Source organism: Mucilaginibacter sp. OK098 (assembly GCF_900142915.1).
Classification (GTDB): Bacteria; Bacteroidota; Bacteroidia; order Sphingobacteriales; family Sphingobacteriaceae; genus Mucilaginibacter.
Map to the genome: position 1 here is coordinate 510,988 of NZ_FRCM01000004.1, position 22,653 is coordinate 533,640.

Annotated in this window: 11 protein-coding genes; 2 read left to right on the forward strand and 9 right to left on the reverse strand. The window is 41.3% G+C overall.

Translation table 11 applies throughout. The features are described 5' to 3' along the window. Positions 1-194: 194 nt before the first annotated feature. Complete coding sequence (locus BUE31_RS15790; protein ID WP_073404759.1) at positions 195-419, forward strand: GlsB/YeaQ/YmgE family stress response membrane protein; 225 nt, start codon at positions 195-197, stop codon at positions 417-419. A 386-nt stretch (positions 420-805) separates the two neighbouring features. On the opposite strand, the gene BUE31_RS15800 is transcribed toward BUE31_RS15790, so the two are convergent. The 9 genes from BUE31_RS15800 to bglX all read right to left on the reverse strand — a co-directional run bounded on the left by BUE31_RS15800 (position 806) and on the right by bglX (position 21,589). Then, entirely contained in the window at positions 806-1,996 is a 1,191-nt protein-coding gene (locus BUE31_RS15800) for an IS110 family RNA-guided transposase (protein ID WP_073404761.1), read from the reverse strand. A gap of 144 nt (positions 1,997-2,140) precedes the next feature. After that, the gene (locus BUE31_RS15805) at positions 2,141-4,930 is read right to left on the reverse strand and encodes a glycoside hydrolase family 2 protein (protein WP_073404762.1); all 2,790 of its coding nucleotides are present in this window, start codon (positions 4,928-4,930) and stop codon (positions 2,141-2,143) included. Between the two features lie 136 nt (positions 4,931-5,066). Beyond that, positions 5,067-6,527 (reverse strand): FG-GAP repeat domain-containing protein, encoded by a 1,461-nt coding sequence (locus BUE31_RS15810; protein WP_159440699.1) that lies wholly within the window; start codon positions 6,525-6,527, stop codon positions 5,067-5,069. 185 nt (positions 6,528-6,712) lie between these two features. Continuing rightward, positions 6,713-8,257, reverse strand: a complete 1,545-nt coding sequence (locus tag BUE31_RS15815) for an FG-GAP repeat domain-containing protein (protein ID WP_073404764.1) — start codon at positions 8,255-8,257, stop codon at positions 6,713-6,715. 20 nt (positions 8,258-8,277) lie between these two features. Then, positions 8,278-9,597, reverse strand: coding sequence for a vanadium-dependent haloperoxidase (locus BUE31_RS15820; RefSeq protein WP_073404765.1), 1,320 nt, complete (start codon positions 9,595-9,597; stop codon positions 8,278-8,280). 12 nt (positions 9,598-9,609) lie between these two features. Next, on the reverse strand, positions 9,610-13,188 hold the full coding sequence (locus BUE31_RS15825) for a VCBS repeat-containing protein (RefSeq protein ID WP_073404766.1): 3,579 nt from the start codon (positions 13,186-13,188) through the stop codon (positions 9,610-9,612). A gap of 80 nt (positions 13,189-13,268) precedes the next feature. Beyond that, a complete protein-coding gene (locus tag BUE31_RS15830) occupies positions 13,269-15,113 on the reverse strand; it encodes a RagB/SusD family nutrient uptake outer membrane protein (RefSeq protein WP_073404767.1) in 1,845 nt (614 codons plus the stop codon). Between the two features lie 18 nt (positions 15,114-15,131). Beyond that, entirely contained in the window at positions 15,132-18,452 is a 3,321-nt protein-coding gene (locus BUE31_RS15835; protein ID WP_073404768.1) for a SusC/RagA family TonB-linked outer membrane protein, read from the reverse strand. Positions 18,453-19,276: 824 nt separating this feature from the next. Further along, positions 19,277-21,589, reverse strand: a complete 2,313-nt coding sequence (gene bglX / locus BUE31_RS15840) for a beta-glucosidase BglX (protein ID WP_083619992.1) — start codon at positions 21,587-21,589, stop codon at positions 19,277-19,279. A gap of 187 nt (positions 21,590-21,776) precedes the next feature. Between bglX and BUE31_RS15845 the strand changes: the two genes are divergently transcribed. Next, on the forward strand, positions 21,777-22,538 hold the full coding sequence (locus tag BUE31_RS15845; RefSeq protein ID WP_073404770.1) for an NUDIX hydrolase: 762 nt from the start codon (positions 21,777-21,779) through the stop codon (positions 22,536-22,538). The last annotated feature ends 115 nt before the right edge of the window (positions 22,539-22,653 follow it).

Here is a 22,653-nt window from a genome sequence, read left to right on the forward strand (position 1 = left end):
CAGCCGTTCAAACGCATAAAATTCACGAAGTTTCGAAAATTATCGCTCTATGCTCACAACAGCGAGAGTCAATTAAGCATGGCTGCTTAGAAACGCTTTGGGATATGGATATTTAATTAATTATTTACCTATTCAGTTCTTTATCCCTATTTTTAAAATCAATTAAAAAATCTAACCATTAAAATAACAAAATTATGATCTGGCATTTAATTTTAGGTGGCTTTGCAGGATTCCTGGCGGGCAAAGTAATGCGTGGTGAAGGCTACGGGATTCTTATAGATATTTTACTTGGTCTTGCAGGTGGCTGGGTTGGAGGTTGGATTGGCGGCATTCTGCATATACCTTCTTTTGGTTATTTTATTACTGCTTTCTTAGGCGCAATTTTACTCGTCTGGATTACACGGCTGATAAGAAATTAAAGGCAGTCCGTTTATTAAGTCGTCTTGATAAGGCCTTCAATGTTGTAAAACTTACGAAGTTTTGAAAACTGCTATGTAGAAAAGCATAGCGAACAGGTATGAGATTTCTTTAATCACATAAAGGTACAATTTATTTCAGTATCAAAAAAGTGCTCAAACTGCTATATGCGATCAAAAGCCGCCAGTAATTGTGTGTAATTAAAAGAGGTACGAATACTTCGCAATGTAACTTAAATACAGTTTTCGTTGGTGCGTTTTCCTCTTTGATGTTGATGAGATACATTTTTTTTAACTGAACATATTTAATAAATTTACTATGCTGTAAGAAACGGAAGCGGCTCTGCTGAGGAGCAACCGCCAGGGATATTACAGCCGGATAAAGCATATCAGCCAGGCATAGGCAATAGCCCATAGCTTGACTGTTTGTTTATATGCTGTTTCGTAATGCCTGAAGAAAACCTTTCCGCTTTCACTTTTTTCACTGGTTGCTGATTGTCCTTGTTCTTTTGGTAATCCTCCTGATAAGGCTGACCTGACATTGCCACTCCCCGGGCAATCATGGCCAGTTTACGGGCTACCTTCACAATTGCCTTTTTGCCATTCTTGCCACCTGAATGTTTGCTGTAATAAGCAAACAGGTTACGGGATTTTCTTATCGAATGCCACGAGGCTTCTATCAGTAGAGGCCGAAGATGGCTGTTGCAACGCGGCTGCATACCTTTTGTTTTGATACAGTCGCCGGAACTGTCTTCCCATGGACACAGTCCCAAAAGGCTGGCGTAATCGTCCGGGTCTTCAAAACGCCTGAAATCTCCTATCTCTGCTATTAACCCCATGGCTGTAATACTGCCCATACCGGGTACGGTAATCAGATTGATGTAAGTTTGCATATCATAAGCCATCACCTGCTCTCTGAGGGTTTTAGTTAGCTCAAACAATTGCTTACGCTGGTACTTTAACTCTCCTACATACTGTTGCAGGGCAATGGTACCGGCCGCACTCCGCAGTTCCATATCCAGCCATGTCAATGCTCTGCCCGTCAGATCACCGCGTTTTGACACGCTCTCCGGGATTAGTATGCTATAATACATTAAAAAGCTTTTCAGTCGGTTATTCGCCCGCGTAGTATCCTTTACCTTACATTCCCGTAAACGAAACAAACTCCGCAACTCTTGTTGCTCCTGGCTTAATACATATATGCCATGCAGATTGCCGCGCTCCAAGTGGTCCGCGATCGCCCGACTGTCACGCAAGTCCGTTTTATTCTTTTTTTGCTTATCCGTAGACGGGACATCGGCTGCATGCACAATAATATTATCTAATCCTGCCTTACAAAGCTGTTCGTGGGCTCCTGTTCCACAAAAGCCCGCTTCATAAGCCGAATGATAATCTCCCCCTGGAAAATTCCTTTGTAAATACTGATGCAGCGCCGCCGCATCCGGCACTTGGCTGAAGTGCCCTACCTCTATTCCAAGACTTCTGATGGTTACATACCATGATTGCTTGTGAACATCCAGGCCTATATAAAAGTCCTGGCCCGTAAAATCATTTTGTTTTTGCAAATTTGTACGTAGCATAGCGCAGTTATTTAATTGTTAATCATTGCGAAACTTTAAGTTATCGCTTTTAAATTAAATTTCGGCCCTCTCTCTAAGAGGATGACCGCATACACTGCGCTATGCTTTTCTTACATAGTTACTTCGTAAGTTTAAATATAGATTTTACTTAACGCCCAATCCCACCACCTGTTTCTCCAAATTCCATCCCTCAACCAAAACAGTGGGCTGCACACCACCTAATTTGGCTATGGGTGCACTTACCGATACTGTTATACTTTCGTGCGGGGCTAGGGTAAAGTAATTGGCTGTCCAGTAGCTTGGCATTACTTCCTCGCTATTTTTCATCAATTGCGGGCGCACAAAAAAAGCAAGCTTATTGGTGTTGTTTGTAAACTCCATTGTCCATTTATTTTCTGAGCTGCCTTTTTCCGCCTTTAATACTTTTACATCAACCTTAGTGCCCGGCATATTATTTAAAGCGGTTAAGTTGTTCCCCGGGGCCATCCAGTACACATTGTGCGAAACTGTTTTGCCAGCGGCATTTATCAAATTCAACACAACAAAGCTTACCCCTTTTGCGTCAGTCAAAGCATTTTTTAATTTGATCACTTCCTGCGTACCCTCGTCTGCTAAACCAATATGGTTAATTGAAAATGCGTTTAACCTTTTGCTGTCAGCATCGTAAATCTCAGCCTTGGCAGTTAACATGCCTGTTGCATGGTGTATCCGGTTTATTACCGCCGCTGTGGAGTCGTTTTGATTAAACTGGATATGTAAGGGCTCAACTGAATTCTGCATAGCATAGTAGCCCGCATTTGGTTCCAGGTACCAGTCGTAGATCTGCCATACCACACTTGGCAATGCAGCATTAAGTTTCCACAACATTACGCCGCCTGTTTCGGTAAGCTTATGGCCGGCGGCTTCAAAAATCCCCTGGTAACCAACAGCATTCATCAGCTGCATTTTGTCGGAGAAATTTTCCATAGTTGCTGGTTGCCCGTATCTTTTCACCATTTCGCTGATATACAGATCATAGCGGGCTGCTCCTGTTGCAGCATCATGATATCCCCAGCTATCATTAAGCGGAAAAGGTAATTTTGTATCCCAAACCAGGTTGGGGATAGTTTTAGCAAGCGTAGTATATGGCGGTTGAGAAGGGATCCCTGTTTCATCCTTAAACACCCAGTCGCCGCCGGCATCTGCTTTTTTGTAATATACTTTGGGGTCTTCCCATTGGTATGGACCACCGCTGTAAACGCCCGATGGCTGGTCATCAGGCCACGAGCCTTTCCATCCTGCAGGCAGCTTTGCAAAGCCTGATGAGCTTGGGATATATGGCCTTGTGCCGTCAAGGTTGATAATATCATCGCGCATGGCATCGTACAACTCTTTACGGGCGTGGCCTTCGTTACCGCCTGTCCAAACCAACAAGCTTGGATGGTTACGGATGCGGTATATGGTGCTTGCTACGTTTTTAATAAATATATTCCCTTCCAGCGGCCAGTCTGGCGAACCTTTGAATTCGCCCTGCGTATCACCGGTAACCCAAAAGTCTGACCATACCATTTCGCCGTATTTATCAGCTGCGTTCCAGAAAGCATCCGGCGGCGTAACTCCCCCACCCCAAATGCGCACCAAATTCACATTGGCATTGCGGCAAAGGTGCATTTCATAATCATAACGGGCCGAATCGCGGTTCACCATCATATCAGGTACCCAGGCACCGCCGTTAAGGTGTACCCGCTTGCCATTTACATAAAATTCGCGGCGGGCAAATTTATTTACCATGGTAGCTTTTGAGCTTACCGTGCGGATGCCAAAAACAAAAGAGGTATCATCAGCAATACCATTAGCATCGGCATATTGCAGGCGGATGCGGTACAGGTTTGCCCTGCCATAACCATTTGGCCACCATAAATGAGGTTGCTTGATAATCAGCTGACCCACTTTGGCAGCATCCAGGTCAACAACAGTTGCACCACTTGCTGCAACACTTACGCTTTGCGAAAACTGAACAGGCAGGCCCGTAAAATTTTCCGGCTTTATACTTACAGTAAGCTTACCACTATTGGCTGTTTCGCTATGGTTTGACAGGGTTAAGTTTAATGATAGTTTGGCTACACTGGTATCAGGCAAATTTGGCAGGTTAGTAACAAGCTTTGGATGACCAATGGTAACAGCACCTGTAGTATGCAGGTAAACCGGTTGCCAGATCCCCATATTCCGATCACGCACGGGCGGGATCCAGTCCCAGCCAACAGAGCAAAGCATGGTTACATTTTTACCTATGTCGCCTGTTGGCCCTCCATTTTCATAAAATGGCCCTAAAGCCTTTAGTTGTTCCTTTGCAGGATAGCCGGGGTAATCCAAGGGATAGATCTTTACGGCCAGCGCGTTTTCGCCGCCTGTATTAATCGCATTGGTTATATCAAGGTTGTAATCTGCAAACATGCCCGCCATTTGGGTGCTGTCGGCTATTTGCTTACCATTAACCCAAACTGCTGCGCGGTAATTTATTCCTTTAAATATCAGCTGGAAATGGCGGCCTTTGTCGCCGGCAGCTACTTTAAATGTAGTGCGGTACCAATAAGGCTTTTTCCAGGGATTTGGATCGTTTGGTAAATGGCTGTATTGTTCAAGATTATACTCCTTATTAAACTGATCTGAGGCATCGGGAATCAGCATATTATTTAAACCCTGGTACGGATCGGGGTAAATATGATTTGCAACCAGCCCGGTAAGCACAGTTGACGGTACCTTAACCGGAAACCAGTATACCGGCGAGTGATATTGAACGCTTGAGAGCTGCGCACCATCGGCACTTATGAGCGCTGACGACTGAAGATCAAAGTTAGTTAGCTTAACCTGTTTTACATTTTGAGCAAATAAAGATGCCGGAATAATTAAGTGTGAGATAAGGCCGAGAGCAGCCAGTGAGATTATTTTTTTCATCAGTATAATTAATTTAAGCCGGGGATAATGGTGTTTCCGCCGGTAAAATTCATGGCGGTAAATCTAACTAACTAAAGCTAAGGGTAAACTGTACTAATTTACCCTTTTATTATACTATTTTGAATTGGCAGGTATTTTATTCTTTCAACCTGCCCGAATTGTTTTTTAATACTATAAAAGGCATAAACTTGTCCCAGCTTTGCTTTATGCCCTTTTGATTGATGAGCGCATGCCCTGTAATTGAAAAATTTCCTAATACAACATCAGGATAGCCGTCATTATCTATGTCGGCAACTTCCATTGTCAGCCATCTTCCATAATCATTAACGGGGATCTCGTGGGCTATAAATTCATTGGGCTTGGTTTGTTCCAGGTAGGTAAAGCCCTGTTTAGGGTGATCTTTAAAGTCAGGAAAATAAGAAATGGTTGCAATGTCAAAATCACCATCATGGTCAAAATCAGCAGCAACTGCTTTCATCGATCCATCTATGTGATGAAACCACGTTTGCTTAAATGTCCAGTTGCCCTGGTTAGTGAATATATATACCCCATGATAGGGTTTTAGTACGGGTGAGTAATCGCTGTTATCGCCGCAGGTATACAAAATATCAGGTTTGCCATCGTGATTAAAATCAATCAGCTGAAAACTGCTTGATCCATATATCGGCGGAAAACGCAAAATGTTTCTTGTAACGAACCCTCCTTTTTTATCATTCAAAAACATCCAAATCCCTTCGTCACCCTGGGCAAACAAACACATTACATCCGGATAGCCATCGTTATTAAAGTCGCCTGTTACCAATTGCTCGCCTCCCGCTACTCCCCTGATAACCTCTTTTTTAAAGTGATGATCCTTTTGCTGGGTAAGCAGGTATAATCCCCCGTTATTTCGCCCAAAGCCACAAGTAACATAATCAAGCAGGCCATCCTTGTTAAAATCAGCCGATACCGTTTGTACAGGCCGGGGTAAACTATCGGCTATAATAACCGGTTTTGTATTCTTATTTGCACTGAGATTTAGCTCTACTATTGAACCTTTTAATAAATCATTGGGGTTAAGGATCCCAATACAGGTAAATATGCACAGGTTATTATTGCTGCCCGTTGAATAAAAATTTGCACCAACAACAGGCGAAGGCATTTTGGTAATTAACTGGGGTTCAAGTAAGCTATTCCAGCTATAAAGATTGTTCCGCATATCGCTGCTGTATAGCTTTTTATCTGCAGGATTATAAGCAAGCATAAGCGTATTAGCCTCGTTACCTTTCGCATAGCTTGTATTTTGAGGTTTTACCAGGCTAAATATAGCCCAGTCAGAAACAGCATTGTCTTTAGGGATTTTAAGCGATTTAGGCGCAGTGCTTTTATAATATGCAGTTATTGCTTCAAAATCCTGAATGGAAATGGCCGACTGTGTGGTAAGCCCATATTTGCCATGAAAATCTTCCAGTTTAAGTTGCTGCGCCATAGCAGGCAATACGCCGCGAATCCAGGTATCTTTATCAATTAAAGATGGATCCGGAAATTGGTGACAACTTATACAATAGGTATGAGCCAGTACATTTCCATCGGCTATTTGCTTTTCTTCGGCACTCATGAAAATATTACCGCTACAGCATCTTAACACAATGGCTATAACAGCAAAAAAAGGGATTATAATAAAAAGTAAATATTTTACAAAGGGGGTACGAGTTTTACGCATCAGGAATATTTTCCGTTTTTTGATTGTTTGTTTAATCTATACTCACCAAGCTTTAAAAGTTGTTTTGCAGCCAACAAAATTTATTTCCTGAAAGTATTTTCCAATACTATAAATGGTAAATCTTTCGCCCAAAATGGTTTTAATCCGGGCAGAAAACTAAAGCCGGTTGAATAGTTGCCCAAAATAATATCAGGCTTTCCATCATTGTTATAATCTGCAACTGCCATGCTCATCCAGCGGCCATATTTACTAACCGGTATGGTATGCGGCTTAAAGCTGAAAGGTTTATCCTGCTCAAAATAAATACAGCCTTCGGCCGGGTTATTTTTTAAATCGGCAAAAAAAGCGGTGGTTGCAATATCAAGGTCTCCATCGCCATCAAAATCAGCAGTTACAAATTTTGTACAGCCATTAATCGGATAAAACCATTGTTGTTTAAAATTCCAGTTGCCTGTGTTTTTAAAAACGTATAACCCATGATACGGTTTTAAGATACGCGAATCATTAAAATTATATCCGCAGGTATAAATAAGATCAAGGTTTCCGTCATGATCTATATCGGTAAGCTCAAAGTCTGTTGAGCCATATACCGGCGGAAAACGCAGCAGGCTTTTTTGTGTAAAGCCGCCATGCTGATCATTCAAAAATAAAATTAACCCCTCGTCGCCGCGCCCGAATAAGACCATCAGATCCGGCCAGCCATCTTTATTAAAATCGCCGGCAATAGCTTTCACCACACCTGGCTTTTCGGTAATATTTACCTGGTCAAAAGTGTGATCAGGCTTTTGTTTGAACAAATACACACCACCTTTTAACTTACCCTGGCCGCAAACTACCCAATCAGTTAGTCCATCTTTATTAAAATCGCCCGAAATGGTTTGAACCGGGCGGGGAAGTTCAGAAGCAAAAACGGTTGGCGTTGAATTTTCAGCGCCAAAATTAATATTCATTACCTTTCCATTCAGAAAGTCAATCGGGTCAATCCGTCCTATACATGAAATCATGCCGCTAACCGCACCATTTTCCCCTTTAACAAAAGTGGCGCTTACAGCAGGAGAAGGTAACCTTACGGATCCTTCCAGCTTCAAATTACTACCCCACTCCTGCAACACCCTCGAAACACCGTCTGCGGTATATATTTTATGGTTGAAAGGGTTTAAAGCAACCATGGTAGTAAATGATACCTCTTTCTGAGCGGCAGGTGTTTTAAGGCTAAAACCTGCCCAATCATTAACAGCATTAACAGAAGTTTTGGCAACAGGCAGTGAGTCTGGAGCCATCTTATTATAATAGGAAACGACACTTTGCCACTCAGGCAAGGTTAACCCGGATGTGTCTTTTTTATAATAGCCATCGAGGTATGGAGTCATCCCCAAATAAGGCCCCATTGAGGGTAAAGTATGGTACTTCCACACATCTTTAGGAAGCATATTGGGGAGTACAAGGGAATGGCATTTGGTACAATTTATTTGAACCAGGTTTTTACCATCGGCAATCACGTCGCCTGTTAATACATAGCGTGTATTTCCTTTTTCACTACATCCGTTAAGTAAAATACTGCCTGATATTACTACAACTACTAAAAATAAAAATGAAGTAAATAAGTATGTTCTATTACGGTTCATATTGATTTATACATTCAGTTTTAATTGGTTAATTTTAATTTATTCCAAATAAATTCCGCCATTTGTTTTCCCTGGTTTGCACCCATCAAAGAGCTGTTCAGGTAATGGATCCCTCCATAATAGCGGCTTATGGCAGTTTCTTCGGCCGCTAATGAAAATGACTTAAAATGACGCTGCATCCCAATATAATGCAGGTCGCTTGTATCCTGAAACTCAAAGTTATCACCAAACAGATGGGTAAGCGTTACCGCGGCTGCCGCGCTTATTGTTGAATGCCCTGCAGTATATTCAGGGAAAGGAGGCGTTTGCAGCAAAGGCAGCCAGTTATGATCAAGTTTTTCATTTATATTAGTAACCGGCCGTGCATAGCTGTATTTGTATTTTACTTCCCAGCAACAAATAAATGCGTCATACAGTGCAATTGAGGTAAGTGCATAAGCTTGTGCAGTTTTAACGCCATTTGCATGTGTTTTTTTACAGGCAATTGCGGTAATGCCAATCCAGTGACCACCAGGAGTTATTTTTTTGTCAGCAAACATTAAATGTCCGTTATGCTGTATAACAAAAGGGTTATCATCCCAAAATTTGGCTATTTCAATTTGTTCTTTGGTTAAGTTCTTATTGGTATTATAAACATCCGTATACTGCTTAACAAATGCGCTGTTTTTATCTTCGCTGTAAGGTGGCGGTGGTGGCGGCGAAAACTGGGCAGAAGTATCAATGGCAAATGCTTTAATAGTACCCCAGCAAAATTCAACCCCATCCATATAATCAGGAGGAGTAGGATGCCATTTAGCCGGGCTATTTTCGCCCAAATATTTAGGTTTACCCCTTGTTTGGGGGTAATTATCAACCATTGCTCTTTTTAATACCAGTTTGCCTATTTTTTCACCAAACTCAACCGAACGTGCATAGGTTGAATCATCCAGGTTATCTTTATACATTGCGTAAACCTTGTCTTCGTACTTTTTAAGGGTATCGATAGAAAAGGTGATCTTGTGGGCAACTGTGAAAAAAGCTTTTGTAGCAGCCAGGGTAAAATTATATTGTTTCCCTTTTTGTGGTTCAGGAGGTTTCCCAAAGCCCTTTAACTGCGTTATAATAGAGCTGTATTTCGGATCGGCATAGCGCATAGCCTCGTACGAAGCCAGGGAGGTATAACCATAAATCCGGCTTGCAACAGGTGGCGTAAATACGTCATAAATAATTACCTGCGTAAGCTGATCCATATTATTATGAAGTACATCCGCATCATTTACCAATGTAATTTTTGGTTTCCGGGTACAACTTGCAACCAATAGCAACCCTGTTAAAGCGGCTAATATTTTAAAATATCTCATATAAAAACAGTATTAATTTAGTAAAATATTTCTTACGTGTCCATAGCTATCAGTTATTGTAACCGACTGCATTGTTTGATCAGTATTAAAGAACCGCCCGGATTGTGACAAAAATGAGGTTCCATTATAAAACTCTTCTTTCCCGGTTTTGCCATTTTTATATTTTATTGTGGCAAACATATCCAGAGGCTTTAGTGCAATTGTGTGAACGCCCCTTTTCAATTCAAATACTTTCATTACATCCTTGTTTTGGGAAGCGGCAATCAAATATCCCCCTTTTGCGCTCCTTAGCTTCACCAATGCTTTTCCATCCCCTGGAATGTACAACCCGCTTTGCAGGATTGATAATGGTTTAAAGTTCCCTTTCCCATCGCCTTTTAAAATTAAGCCATTAAAAGCGTCATATCTCCCTGTTGAAACTTCGGTACCATAATCATTTCCGCTAATTGCCACATCAAGGTTTCCATCGCCATCAAAATCATCCACTACCATACCGTTAAGCTGCGACACTTGCGCCTCAATAGGTAAAGGGATCATGGTAAATTTACCATTACCATTATTTTGCAAATAGCATGACTGCAGTATATTAGCTTTTAACCTTACTGCGCCTTTACGCATTTCGGGTGTAATTACAGAATCCATTGTTGCAACAGCAAATGATTTATAATTCTGAAATTTAACCCGCATACCAATCATTTGCTTCACAATGTCATCACGGGTTTGAGCAGGGAATTCTTTCAGTTCTCCATCCTGATCTTTCAGAAAAACAGACGGGAATGCATCATAGCTGCCGTTATTATCAAAATCTTTAGCTGTAATATAAACCGGATATTTATCAGTTGCCTTATAAAAGGTATTTAAACCTGTGTTGCCAACTATATAATCAATTTTACCATCGTGATTAAAATCGCCGGCCACTATCGTATTCCACCACCCTAATTTATTGCCGATCCCTGTGTTAGCAGTTACATTTTTAAATACGCCATGGTCGTTTTTTAAAAATGTTACAGGCATCCATTCTCCGGTAAGTACCAGGTCAGGCCAACCATCATTATCAAAATCCGTAAAAATGGCATCGCAAACCAAGCCTATATTTTTTAAATCTTTAGCTACTGTAGCAGTAACATCAGTAAACTTAATATGCCCATCTTTACTGTCATTACGCAATATCATGCTCGAAACAGGTTTTGGATACCTCCACGGTTCAACCCTGCCTGATACAAACAGGTCAAGTTTCCCATCCTTGTTATAATCAATTGCCTTTACGCATAACTTGCTTGTAAAGTTTTTAGGCAATGCATCTTCCTGCAATTTAAAATTGCCTTTACCATCATTTATATAAATTCTATCCTGGTAAAAAGGTGATCCGGATTGCTTTTCATACCCTCCGCTGGCTACATAAAGATCAAGGTCGCCATCACCATCTGCATCAAATAGCAATAAGCCCTCATCTTTAAAATTTTCAGTAATATTTTTTCGCACAGCGGGTGCCAGATCACGCTGAATAAACTTACCGTTAGCCTGCTGTAACAGCAATTGAGCCGGATAATTTGATGTGCCGCCAACCACCATATCATCATAACCGTTACCATCAATATCACCTACCGCCACAGCCGGTGTATATTGCGATAGTTTGTGAGGTAATAGCTTTTGTATGTTAAAATCGGCCAGGTCATCCTCAATATGTTTATAGGTGACCCCTACAGCTTTGGTTACCTCGCGAAATAACGATTTGTTATTTATTACAGGCAGGTTAAACGTATAGTTTTCATGCGCATTTGCAATGTTAACCTTAAGTAACTGGTTGGCTTTAACACTTTTAATTGTTTGTTTTTCACCATTTTGCCATCTTATAACAACCGAATCGAGCAATGAATTAGGGCCTAATCCAAAGTGAGCTATATTTTGTATTGTTGACAGGTACCCTCTGAAAGGGGTGTTTTCATATACCTGGTGCTTACCATGATCATAATAAATATCGGCCCAGGCGCCAATTCCATTTTTATTTTGTGAGCCGCCCTGAAATTGTACCTGCAAATAATTACTGTTTTTTTTATCAGTTTCGCGCGAAGTATTTTTATATATAAATACCTCATCGTCAATATTGTTGATCACCATATCCATATCGCCGTCATTATCCAGATCAGCATATGCTGCACCGTTTGAAAATGAAGGCTCGCCTAATCCCCAGCTTTTGGTTACATCTGCAAATTCAAGATTACCGCCGTTTTTAAAAGCATAGTTAGGGATCTTAACCGTCGGGATCTGATCAAGTATTTGTTTTTTGCTTGCAATTAAATAGGCCTCGGCCCTGAATGTGGTAAAATCATGATCGGTTACATCGCGCGGATAGCCATTGGTTATCACAATATCACGATAGCCGTCATTATCAAAATCGGTAATCAGGGGGCACCAGCTCCAATCTGTTTGTGCCGTGCCACTTAAAAAGGAAGTTTCACTAAAAGCCGGCGCACCAATCGAATCATTCTGACCTACTCTCGGGCCCTGGTTAATTTGTAAATTATTACGGTTATATTGATACTGATAGCCATAATAATCAAAGTTTTGATAAACCTGGTAAGCATTTGAGCTCATAAACATTTTACGCCTGTAATTATCCTCAGGGCTCATATCCAGCTCAAAAACATCTGCAAGGCCATCATTATTAATATCTTCAATATCCTGGCCCATGGCACTGGTGGCAGTATGTTTAAAATATTCGCGTGTTTTGTCAGTAAATGTTCCGTCGTGGTTATTAATGTATAGTATATTACTGCCTAAAAAATCATTTGTAACATAAATATCCTTCCAGCCATCACGGTTAATATCAACAATACTTGCTGCATGGCCATATCCTTCAATTAAAATCCCGGCTTGTTTTGAAACATTGTGATAAACGCCATGCTTCAAAACAGGGTCCCAGTCATTACGGTATAGCCTGCCTGTACTTCTTTTTGATCCATCCTTAACAATAGGCCTGAAACTGCTTGTATTTTCGTTTGATTGTGCCTCGTTTACTGTTAAGTACATATCAAGGTCGCCATCATTATCATAATCAAAAAATGAGGCCATTGTTGAGTGTACGTTTATATCAAGGCCGTATTCTTTTGCCATTTCTTTAAAATGAGGCACACCATTTTTATCAATCCCCTGGTTTACATATAACAGGTTGCGCCGTTTAACCGAATCGTTTAGCAGGGTATAGCAAACGTAAATATCCATTAAGCCATCATTGTTAATATCAACAACAGCCACTCCCCTGCCCCATCCGCCAGAGCCGGCTACACCGGCTTCTTTGGTAACATCATCAAACTTCATGTCGCCCTTATTAAGGTACAACTTGTTTGAAACAGCATTTCCTACCAGGTAAATATCCTGTAGCCCGTCATTATTAAAATCGCCAATGCCAACCCCGCCTCCGTTATAAATATTTAATTTATCTAGAGGGTTTATGGTATCTGATTCAATAATTGTATTACTGAAATGTACACCTGAATGCGAAGAGGAGATCTTTTCAAATAAAGTGTGTTGTTTACATGAAAATAACAACACAGGTAAGCAGCAGAAAAAAAAGCAACGAAGAAGTCTCATTTTTAAATTTACGCTAATGTATAAAATAAAAAAGAGGTGAAGATAAATATCTCCCCCTCTTTTTTAAGCTAAATTAACAATTAATAATTTGGGTTCTGTTTTAATTTCCCGCCTTCAATGTCTACCTGGCTTTGTGGTAAAGGATAAACCTCGTCCCTGCCTGCAGTGAATTTTGCAGCGCCAAGGGTCGGATTTGCAATACGATTATCGGCCTTATAATAAGCATTCATTACACCGGCCATATACCCCGTACCTTGTTTACCGCCAAACCTTCCGTCCATGCGTTGCAAATCAAAGAAACGTTGGCCTTCCATACCAAACTCTAATTGCCTTTCTATCATTAAGGCCCCAAGCGCATAAGCCTGGCCATTGGCAGCAAACTGCCCTGTATACAAACCTACTTTATAATTAGCGGCAGGGGTGTTAGTAAACCCTTTTGATGGATCTGAATTGTCCACAAAAGTATGTACCCAGTTGGATGGAAGAGCAGCTCTTGACCTTACCGCATTCACATCAGCTTCTGCCAGTGCCAAATTTGGAGCAGTTCCAAGTATATAGCATTCAGCACGCCATAAATATATGTCGGCAAACCTGATGATATTATAATTATTGGCAACGCCCTGGCTGCCAGCCCAACCAGCCTGAGTATCGGTGGTTGAAGCTTGAGCCGAATGATAAAATACATTTTTTATCGGCACATACGGAACCAGGTCACCGCGTGTCCATGGTTCACCACCACCTAAACCCCAGTCAAGGTACGGGATACCCCTGCGGCCCACTGTCCAGTCAAGGCGTGAATCTACAGCTTCTGCAGTAGGTGTATAAGCAGTACCAGCGCCAACCCCATGATCATTACCAAGATTCACGTCATCATACTTAGGAAATCCTGTAGCGCCATCAATCTGGAACATAGGTAAACCATTGGCATCAACTTTAAACGCGTTGGCTAAGTGGTATGAAGGTGTATAAAACCCGCAGCATCCTGAATAGGTACCGCCTCCAGGAAAATTCAACACATCGCCTGCATCGTCATTTTGGCCGTTTGAGCCGTCAGCTACAGTCATTTGTGCAGCAAATACTGATTCGGGACCATTTTTGGTTAAAGCGTTAAAGTTATTAGCGTAAGGCTCTAAAGCATAGTGGGCGCCGCTTGCTGTTGTACCGTTATTAATACAGTCAGTCAGTAAAGGTAAAGCTTTGTCATATTGATGATCAAATATATATGCTTTTGCCAAAAATGCTTCGGCAGCATAATAATTGGCACGACCTGCCTGTGGCTGGGTTTTCGGCAATTTGGTCATCGCAGCGGCAAAGTCAGCCTCAATTTTATCCCATATGGGTGCACCGTTACCTACGCTGAGATTACCTGCTGCATAGGTAACTGTTTCGTCCACATAGGGTACATTCTGCCATACTTTAGCAAGCTCAAAATGATAAACGCCGCGTAAAAAGCGTGCTTCAGCAATAGCAGCCTGACCAGCAGCATCCGTCAAAGAACCATCTTTAACTAATGGCACTTCCTGGATCACATTATTGGCCCGCACAATACCCGCGTAGCATACCTGCCACTTAGAGCCAAGGTATCCATCCGTTGGATTAATACTAACATGCTGTTCTATAGCTGTTAACCCTTCATCTCTCTGGTCACCGGTGCTTGAACCTTTATAGGAATCATCTGAACCAACCCCACCCCAGCTCCAATTGCTGATGCCAGAGGCAAAAGCTGAACCAGGCTGGCCTTGATAATACCCATCTAATAATGAATAAGCCCCTATCAATAAACCATCTACACCGGCCTTATTGGCAAGCGTAGGACCTGCGAGGACCCCAGCGGGAGTCTGATTCAATATCTTCTTACACGAATTTATCGTTGTAAGAAAGATTATTGCACCTAAGGCAATTAATTTAAAACTAAATTTTTTCATAACAATATATTTTTAATATTAAAATGTCATATTAACACCTACTAAATACGTTCTTTGGTTGTTAGGATACGCGCCATAGTCAACCCCAAAAGATGCGCTTTGCTGAGGAGTGGCGCTACCACTCTGGTTAAGGTTACTAACCGATGGAACTAACTCAGGATCTAAGCCGCTATACTTGGTGATGGTAAACAGGTTGGTAGCCTGAACATACACATGCAGTTTACTTACTCCAACCGATTTTAACAGGCCCGGATCAAAATTGTAACCAAGCTGTGCAACGCGGCATTTCAAAAATGAGCCGCTTTCAATATAAAAAGTACTTGGAATTGTTGTACCTAATGATTGGCTAACAGTTAAAGCTGACTGCGTTGCACCAGGGTTGGTAACTACACCATTTACAACAGTTGCCGATTTGGTCAACAGGTCAAGATCCTTGCCGCCAGGGAAAGCGCCATAAGTATCTGTCCAGTATTTTACGTAGTTAAAATCCTTATTACCGTATGAACCATATAACACCATAGAAAAGTCGAAGCCTTTATAACTGGCATTCAGGTTAACACCGTAAGTAAAATCAGGATTTGGGTTACCAATAAAGGTGCGGTCATCAGCTGTGATCTTTCCATCACCACTTAGATCCTTGTAAATGTATGCGCCTGGAGCAGCACCCGAATAACTTGGAACACCAGAAACCAGTTTCCCATTACTGTCATAAGTACCAACTTGTGAAGCGTTTTGATAAATACCCTGTATCTGGTAACCGTAGAATGAGCCTATAGGCATCCCTACCTTCTCTCTTACAAAGCTACCTATACGTGTACCGTTTGATACATCAAAGTAATTTGGTGCAACCAGCTTAGTAATTTTGTTTTTGTACGCAGTAACGTTTGCCCCAATGCTAAACTTGAAATCCTGGCTAATGGCAGTATGGAACGTTGCCGAAAAATCGATACCAGTATTCTGCACGTCACCCACATTTACTGTTGGGGGGCTTGCAGCGCCAGCAGTTGCAGGCAGCGATAGCGGGAACAATAAACCGCTGATAGATTTTTTATAATATTCAAGATTCAGATCCAGGTGATTAAACAAGGAGGCGTCAATACCAATGTTAAGTATCTTATCAGTCTCCCAGGTAGTTTTAGGGTTACCGATACTGGTTTGTGCGTAACCTGTGGTAGTTGTATTTAAACCACCATTAATACCGTATGCAGTGCTGCCAAAGCCATAGTTATACGTATCTACAGAATTTGTACCGCGGATATTTGCATTGCTACCGGTAGAGCCATAACTGCCGCGCAGTTTAAGTTCATTGATCCAGCTAACACCTTTCAGGAAGTCTTCCTGAGAGATCCGCCATCCTAAAGACACAGAAGGGAAAGTACCATATTGGCGACCAGGATAAAAGGATGAAAATCCATCGCGGCGTACAGTTGCACCAAACAGATATCTATCATTGTAGCTATAATCTACACGGGCAAATATTGACTGGGTACCTGTAGGCTGGTAAAGGAATGTACCATTACCGCCGCCGTTTAAAGCTATTGATGTAGGCTTAGTTGTAGCTGCAACCGTTAGGAAATTAGGATCAAGTGTAACAAAGTTTGATGCTGCCACCCCCAACTGCTGTCCACCGCTTTTTTTAATTTCATAGCCAGCAAAAGCGCTGATATTATGTTTTCCGAATGTCTGTTTATAACTCAAACTATTAGTATAGTTGAAATTATAATAATATTGAGCAACTTCTGCATAGGTATTATCATTGGCGTGCGGCTCATAATTTTCATATGGGTTGTAGCCTGTGAAATAATAAAAAGTATTACCTGCATTTCCACCAAAAGCAGTACGGGCAGTAAAGTATTTCAAAAAGTCAGCTTCTGCAAAAAGAGTTCCCTGCATGTTCCAGGTTTTAGCCCTGTCATTTTTGGTTCTTTCCTGCTGTGCAAGAGGATTGGCTCCGTTACCCAGGGGTTCGCCGGCAGGGCCATCATAACCACCACCATAATTACCTTTTATATCATGAGCAGGGATAAGCGGCATTTCGCGATATGTGTTTGAAATACTACCTCCTTCCTGCTGTTGATTGAAGGAGCTGCCGCCATTGTTCTCGCGGTAAAATACATAGCCATTTTCACCAAAACGAAGATGATTATTCAGCAAGCTATAAGTGTTATTAACACGTGCCTGGTAACGTTTTTCAAAAGTTTCTATTAAAGTACCTTGTTGGTTGAGGTACTGCAATGAATACAAGAAGGTATTTTTATCATTGCCGCCGCTTGCGGTAATAGTATGGCTTTGCTCAGGCGCATGTTTGAAAATTTGATGGAACCAATCGGTACCTGCCTGGTTAAATTTTTGTACCAGGTAATCATTAGCGGGATTTAAAGCATCGAAAAAATAACCTTTTTCAATTGCAGGATCATTGGTAACACCAGCTGTACCAAAGGTTGAATAATTCGCCCCGCCATGATAACCGTAAACAGGAAGTGTTCCTGCACCACCGGGATAAAGTTTTTCTGACGATCCGTCATTGGCATCAAAAGCCAATTGTGATTGTTGTGACGGGTTCATCAAATGCCAGACGTTTCCCCCGGGAGGCACCTGATCACCATAATAAGCATCATAGCTAAGTGAGGTTTTGCCCGCCTTACCTTTTTTGGTAGTAACCACAATTACCCCGTTACCGCCTGATACACCATAAATGGCTGCCGAACCTGCATCCTTCAATACACTGATACTTTCTATATCGCTCGGATTTACCTGTGACATATTGCTGGTTTGTACACCATCAACAACAAACAGAGGTGTACTATTACCAAAGTTGGTGATACCTCTAATAAATACTGTGCTTGAAGCGCCTGGTGCACCCTGGTTAATTACCGTAACACCCGAAGCCTGCCCTTGCAGCAATTGCTCTGAGGTGGTAACAGGGATCTTTCTGGCATCATTGATAGCCACCGTTGCTACAGCACCGGTGATATCCTTTTTAACCTGGGTTTGGTAACCTGTAACAACCACCTCGTTGAGCGAGTTGGTAACAGGCGTAAGAACAATAGTGAGATACTGGTCACCTTGAACGGTTACCTCTCTTGTTTGGTAAGTAAGATAACTTACGACAAGCACATTACCTGGACTTAATGAGAGACTGAACTCGCCATTAACATCTGTTACAGCGCCCAGGTTGGTGCCTTTTATCCGTAAGGATGCACCTACTACAGGTTGTTTGTCATCGCCGCCGATAACTTTACCCGAGTGTTTTGTTTGGGCTGTAACTACCAATGAAGAAACTATGCAGCATAACAGCAGGCATAGTGCTCTTCCTTTTAGGAGTAAACTTTTAAACATGAGATTGAGATTTAGTTGATTAATTTATTTGATTTAAGATTTTTGTTCGATTATGGTTTTAAGACGGCGCCCGGGCATTAGCTGGGGCAAAAACGATTTGCCTATGGCCCTGGTGAGATAAGGCCGCGTTGGTGTGATTACAAAAAAGGATAAAATGTAAAAGTTTTATCATGTAAAGTACTTAATAAATATAAAAACTTATTGCTACTCAAATTCCCGATGCCTAATAAAAAGCATGTGCATCAGGTTTAATAAATGTTATATTAATATCAGGTTTTGTGTAATTGTTCGGTAATACAAAAAATTACATTGGCATTGATACTAATGTAAACAGAGTGTACTGTTTACACAAGTGACTTAATAAGAATTACAAATTAATTATTTTTACAGGCGTGTTTAAAACAATACTAATACTTATAGAATATTTATGTTAACAAATTATTAATAAAATGACTATTATATTACTAAATCAGAAATGTAACAACTCCGTTATACAAGCTAATTATTTAATTATAAACCACTTTAAGCTTCCGCGAATGCTTAAATCATCATTTAGCTTATGTTTTTAATGATAAAATACACCAATAATATGCCCAATACAACCATATTTATGATGTTAAAATTTCATCACCTTTTGTTAAAAATGTCACTATAACACTTATTTTGAGGGTTTTTTAAATTTTGAAACTTATTTTTTCATTAAAATAATACCAGGTTAGTAACAAAAAAAAGCGCTCCATTTTTGTTATGGAACGCTTTTTTATTATTGGTAAATTTTAACCTTGATTATCCTTAATATACCAAATCGCGGATAATTTATTCCATTACTTAAGCCATTGAACTGATGCCGATTGCGTGTTGCCTGAATTGGTGCCAATTTGCACAATAAACTGACCTGGCTCCCAATCATAAACAAGTTTATCATTGTAAAACTTAAGATCGGCAGTGGTTATATTAAATGATACCACTTTGCTTTCGCCAGGCTGCAAATTTACTTTCTGAAAGCCCTTCAATTCTTTTACCGAGCGGCTGATGCTGGCTACCGGATCGCTTATATACAATTGCACAACCTCTTCGCCGGCATATTTACCGGTATTGGTTACCGTTACGGTAGCCTTAAGCGCTGTATTGCCTATGAGATTAGTTTTATCAAGTTGAACGCTGCCATAACTAAACGTGGTATAACTTAAACCATAGCCAAACGGGTAAAGCGGATCATTTGAAATATCAAGATAATCTGATTTGAATTTAGCCCCGCCATTACCATCAAAAGGCCTTCCGGTATTTTTGTGGTTATAATATATAGGTATCTGCCCTACGCTGCGCGGGAAGGTTGCCGTAATTTTTCCGGCCGGGTTATAATTGCCAAAAAGCACATCGGCAATAGCATTACCGGCCTCGGTACCCGGCGCCCATGCATCTAATATGGCGCTGGCATGCTTATCTTCCCAGGTTAAAGTTAACGGGCGGCCGTTAAATAATACAATAACCAACGGTTTACCGGTTTTAGCAAGCGCTTTCAATAAATCTTTCTGGTTTTCAGGGATATCAATATCAGCCCTGCTTGATGATTCGCCCGACATGTTTGCCGACTCACCTACCACAGCAACAACTACATCGGCTTTTTTAGCAGTTTCAACAGCTTCGTCAATCATTTCCTGGGGCGAGCGTTTGTCTTTTTTTTCAGGACCTGTTAAAGCGAAAGCGCGGATACTTAAAAGCGAATCATCAGTAATGTTCGATCCTTTTGCATATAATACTTTTACATTATCCCCGGCAATATTTTTTATCCCCTCGGCCACACTTACAGATTTATCAGGGTCTCCGGCTATTACCCAGGTACCCAGCATTTCTGAATGGTTAGCAGCAAGCGGGCCAACCAATGCAATGGTGCCTGATTTTTTAAGCGGCAGTGTTTGCGCCTGGTTTTTTAACAATACAAATGAATGTTCGGCTATCTGCCTTGCAAATTTGCGGTTATCATCAGTAAATACGTCCTGCTTTTCTCTTTCGGCATTTATTGATTTCCCCGGATTTGTAAATAAACCCAATTTATATTTTGCTTCAAGCACACGGCGGCAAGCCAAATCAATTTCAGACTGGGTAACCTTTCCTTCTTTTAATGATTTTTTTAACGTGGTTAAAAAGCCTTCGCCTACCATATCCATATCAAGGCCTGCTTTTAATGCTAATGCCGATACCGTTTGCAGATCGCCAAGGCCGTGGTTTGTTACTTCATTTAACGAGGTATAATCAGACACTACAAAGCCTTTAAAACCCCATTGCTTACGCAACAGATCAGTAAGCAGCCATTTATTAACTGTTGCCGGCATACCGTTAATGGTATTGAACGAGCTCATGAAACTGCCTGCACCCGCATCAACCGCCGCCCTATAAGGCGGCAGGTAATCCTGATACATTTTTATCAGGCTCATATCAACCGTATTGTATTCCCTGCCGGCCTCAGCGCCGCCATATAAAGCAAAGTGTTTAACGCAGGCCATAACAGCGTCGGCATCCGTCATGCTTTTGCCCTGGTAACCCTTAACCATCGCTTTGGCAACCTGCGAGCCATACCATGGATCTTCGCCTGATCCTTCCGAGATCCTTCCCCACCGGGCATCGCGCGCTATATCCACCATTGGCGAAAACACCCAGTTCAAGCCTTCTGCAGTTGCTTCTTTAGCTGCTATCCTGGCTGATTGTTCAATCAGCTCCATATCCCAGGTTGCCGAAACGCCTAAAGGGATAGGGAATATGGTGCGGTGCCCGTGGATAACATCAAGCCCGAATATTAAAGGGATGTGCAGGCGCGATTCCTTAACTGCAAGATCCTGCATTTTTGAAACATTTGCGGTGCCGTATAAGCCAAATATGCCGCCTATTTCGCCCCGTTTCATTTTATCCTCAACTCCCTTACTAATTACCGTGCCTGTTATTGCGTTGCCCATTACAACCAGGTTAAGCTGACCTATCTTTTCATCAAGCGTCATTTTACCCATCAGGTTTGCAACAAAGGCATTCATTTTGGCATCATCGTTTTTTGTTTGTGCCGATGCTTTATAAGCAGGCAGTATTGAAGCAAAAAGCATCACTGCTGCAAAAGCAGATCTTACCGGGGAATATTTATTCATCATTATGAATTATTAGGTTATTATTGGATGGCTAAAACGTAGGCTAATATATTACATTAGCATAGTTTGTGTTACCTTAATTTTTTGTATCAGTAATAATCGGTTTAACACTAAAAAATGATAGTGTATTATTGACACAAGAGTAATATTATAATTTAAATAATCAAAGTATTTTTGTAGAATAGCAAAAATGTTAACCAAAAAAGAACTTAAGGAGTATTGCGAAAACGCACGGGAGAACTATCTGCCCCATATTTCTATTGATTGCGTGGTGTTTGGGTTTCATGAAGGATTGATGAAAGTTTTGCTCCTGAAAATTAAAAATGAAGGCGGATGGTACTTACCGGGCGGTTTTTTGCTAAAACCTGAACCTATTGAAATGGCCGCTAACCGGATACTAAAAGAACGAACCGGCCTTGATGAAATATTTTTGCAGCAGTTTCATGTTTTTGGCGATCCCGAAAGGTCAAAAGAGCATTTTGAGATGTATAAAGATATGCTGCCGGCAAAAGAAAACTGGTTTACCAACCGTTTTTTGACCATTGGCTATTATGCGCTAGTTGATTTTTGCGATGTAAACCCGGCTCCAGACCAATTTTCGGCTGCATGTAACTGGTGCGATCTGAATGATCTGCCTGAATTAAAGCTTGATCACGCGCTGATACTTAAAACAGCTTTGGATACGTTACGCCTTCAATTAAACTACCAGCCGATAGGTTATAACCTGATGCCGAGGGAATTTACCATGCCTGAGCTGCAAAAACTTTATGAAACCATACTGGATAAAAAGCTGGACAGGCGAAACTTTCAACGGCGGATGCTTGGTTTTGGGATTTTAAACCGATTGGAGAAACCACGTAAGGGTGGTGCGCATAAAGCCCCGTACCTTTACTCCTTCGATCTTGAAAATTATAAGGCTGCGCTTACTGAAGGATTTAAAGGGGGATGGTAATTGAAGAATTTCGGAATTCGGATTTTCGATTTCGGATTGCAGGAAAAGGGTGGAATAATTAAAGCCCCCTAATCTTTGAGTTTAAAAAGCAAACACGGGCGAAGCTAAAGTCTCC

Bases quoted from the DNA above. Each gene is read 5' to 3' on its own strand.
- BUE31_RS15825 (WP_073404766.1), bottom strand. From the start codon at position 13,188: ATGAGACTTCTTCGTTGCTTTTTTTTCTGCTGCTTACCTGTGTTGTTA.
- bglX (WP_083619992.1), bottom strand. From the start codon at position 21,589: ATGATGAATAAATATTCCCCGGTAAGATCTGCTTTTGCAGCAGTGATG.
- BUE31_RS15805 (WP_073404762.1), bottom strand. From the start codon at position 4,930: ATGAAAAAAATAATCTCACTGGCTGCTCTCGGCCTTATCTCACACTTA.
- BUE31_RS15835 (WP_073404768.1), bottom strand. From the start codon at position 18,452: ATGTTTAAAAGTTTACTCCTAAAAGGAAGAGCACTATGCCTGCTGTTA.
- BUE31_RS15845 (WP_073404770.1), top strand. From the start codon at position 21,777: ATGTTAACCAAAAAAGAACTTAAGGAGTATTGCGAAAACGCACGGGAG.
- BUE31_RS15810 (WP_159440699.1), bottom strand. From the start codon at position 6,527: ATGAGTGCCGAAGAAAAGCAAATAGCCGATGGAAATGTACTGGCTCAT.
- BUE31_RS15800 (WP_073404761.1), bottom strand. From the start codon at position 1,996: ATGCTACGTACAAATTTGCAAAAACAAAATGATTTTACGGGCCAGGAC.
- BUE31_RS15815 (WP_073404764.1), bottom strand. From the start codon at position 8,257: ATGAACCGTAATAGAACATACTTATTTACTTCATTTTTATTTTTAGTA.
- BUE31_RS15830 (WP_073404767.1), bottom strand. From the start codon at position 15,113: ATGAAAAAATTTAGTTTTAAATTAATTGCCTTAGGTGCAATAATCTTT.
- BUE31_RS15820 (WP_073404765.1), bottom strand. From the start codon at position 9,597: ATGAGATATTTTAAAATATTAGCCGCTTTAACAGGGTTGCTATTGGTT.
- BUE31_RS15790 (WP_073404759.1), top strand. From the start codon at position 195: ATGATCTGGCATTTAATTTTAGGTGGCTTTGCAGGATTCCTGGCGGGC.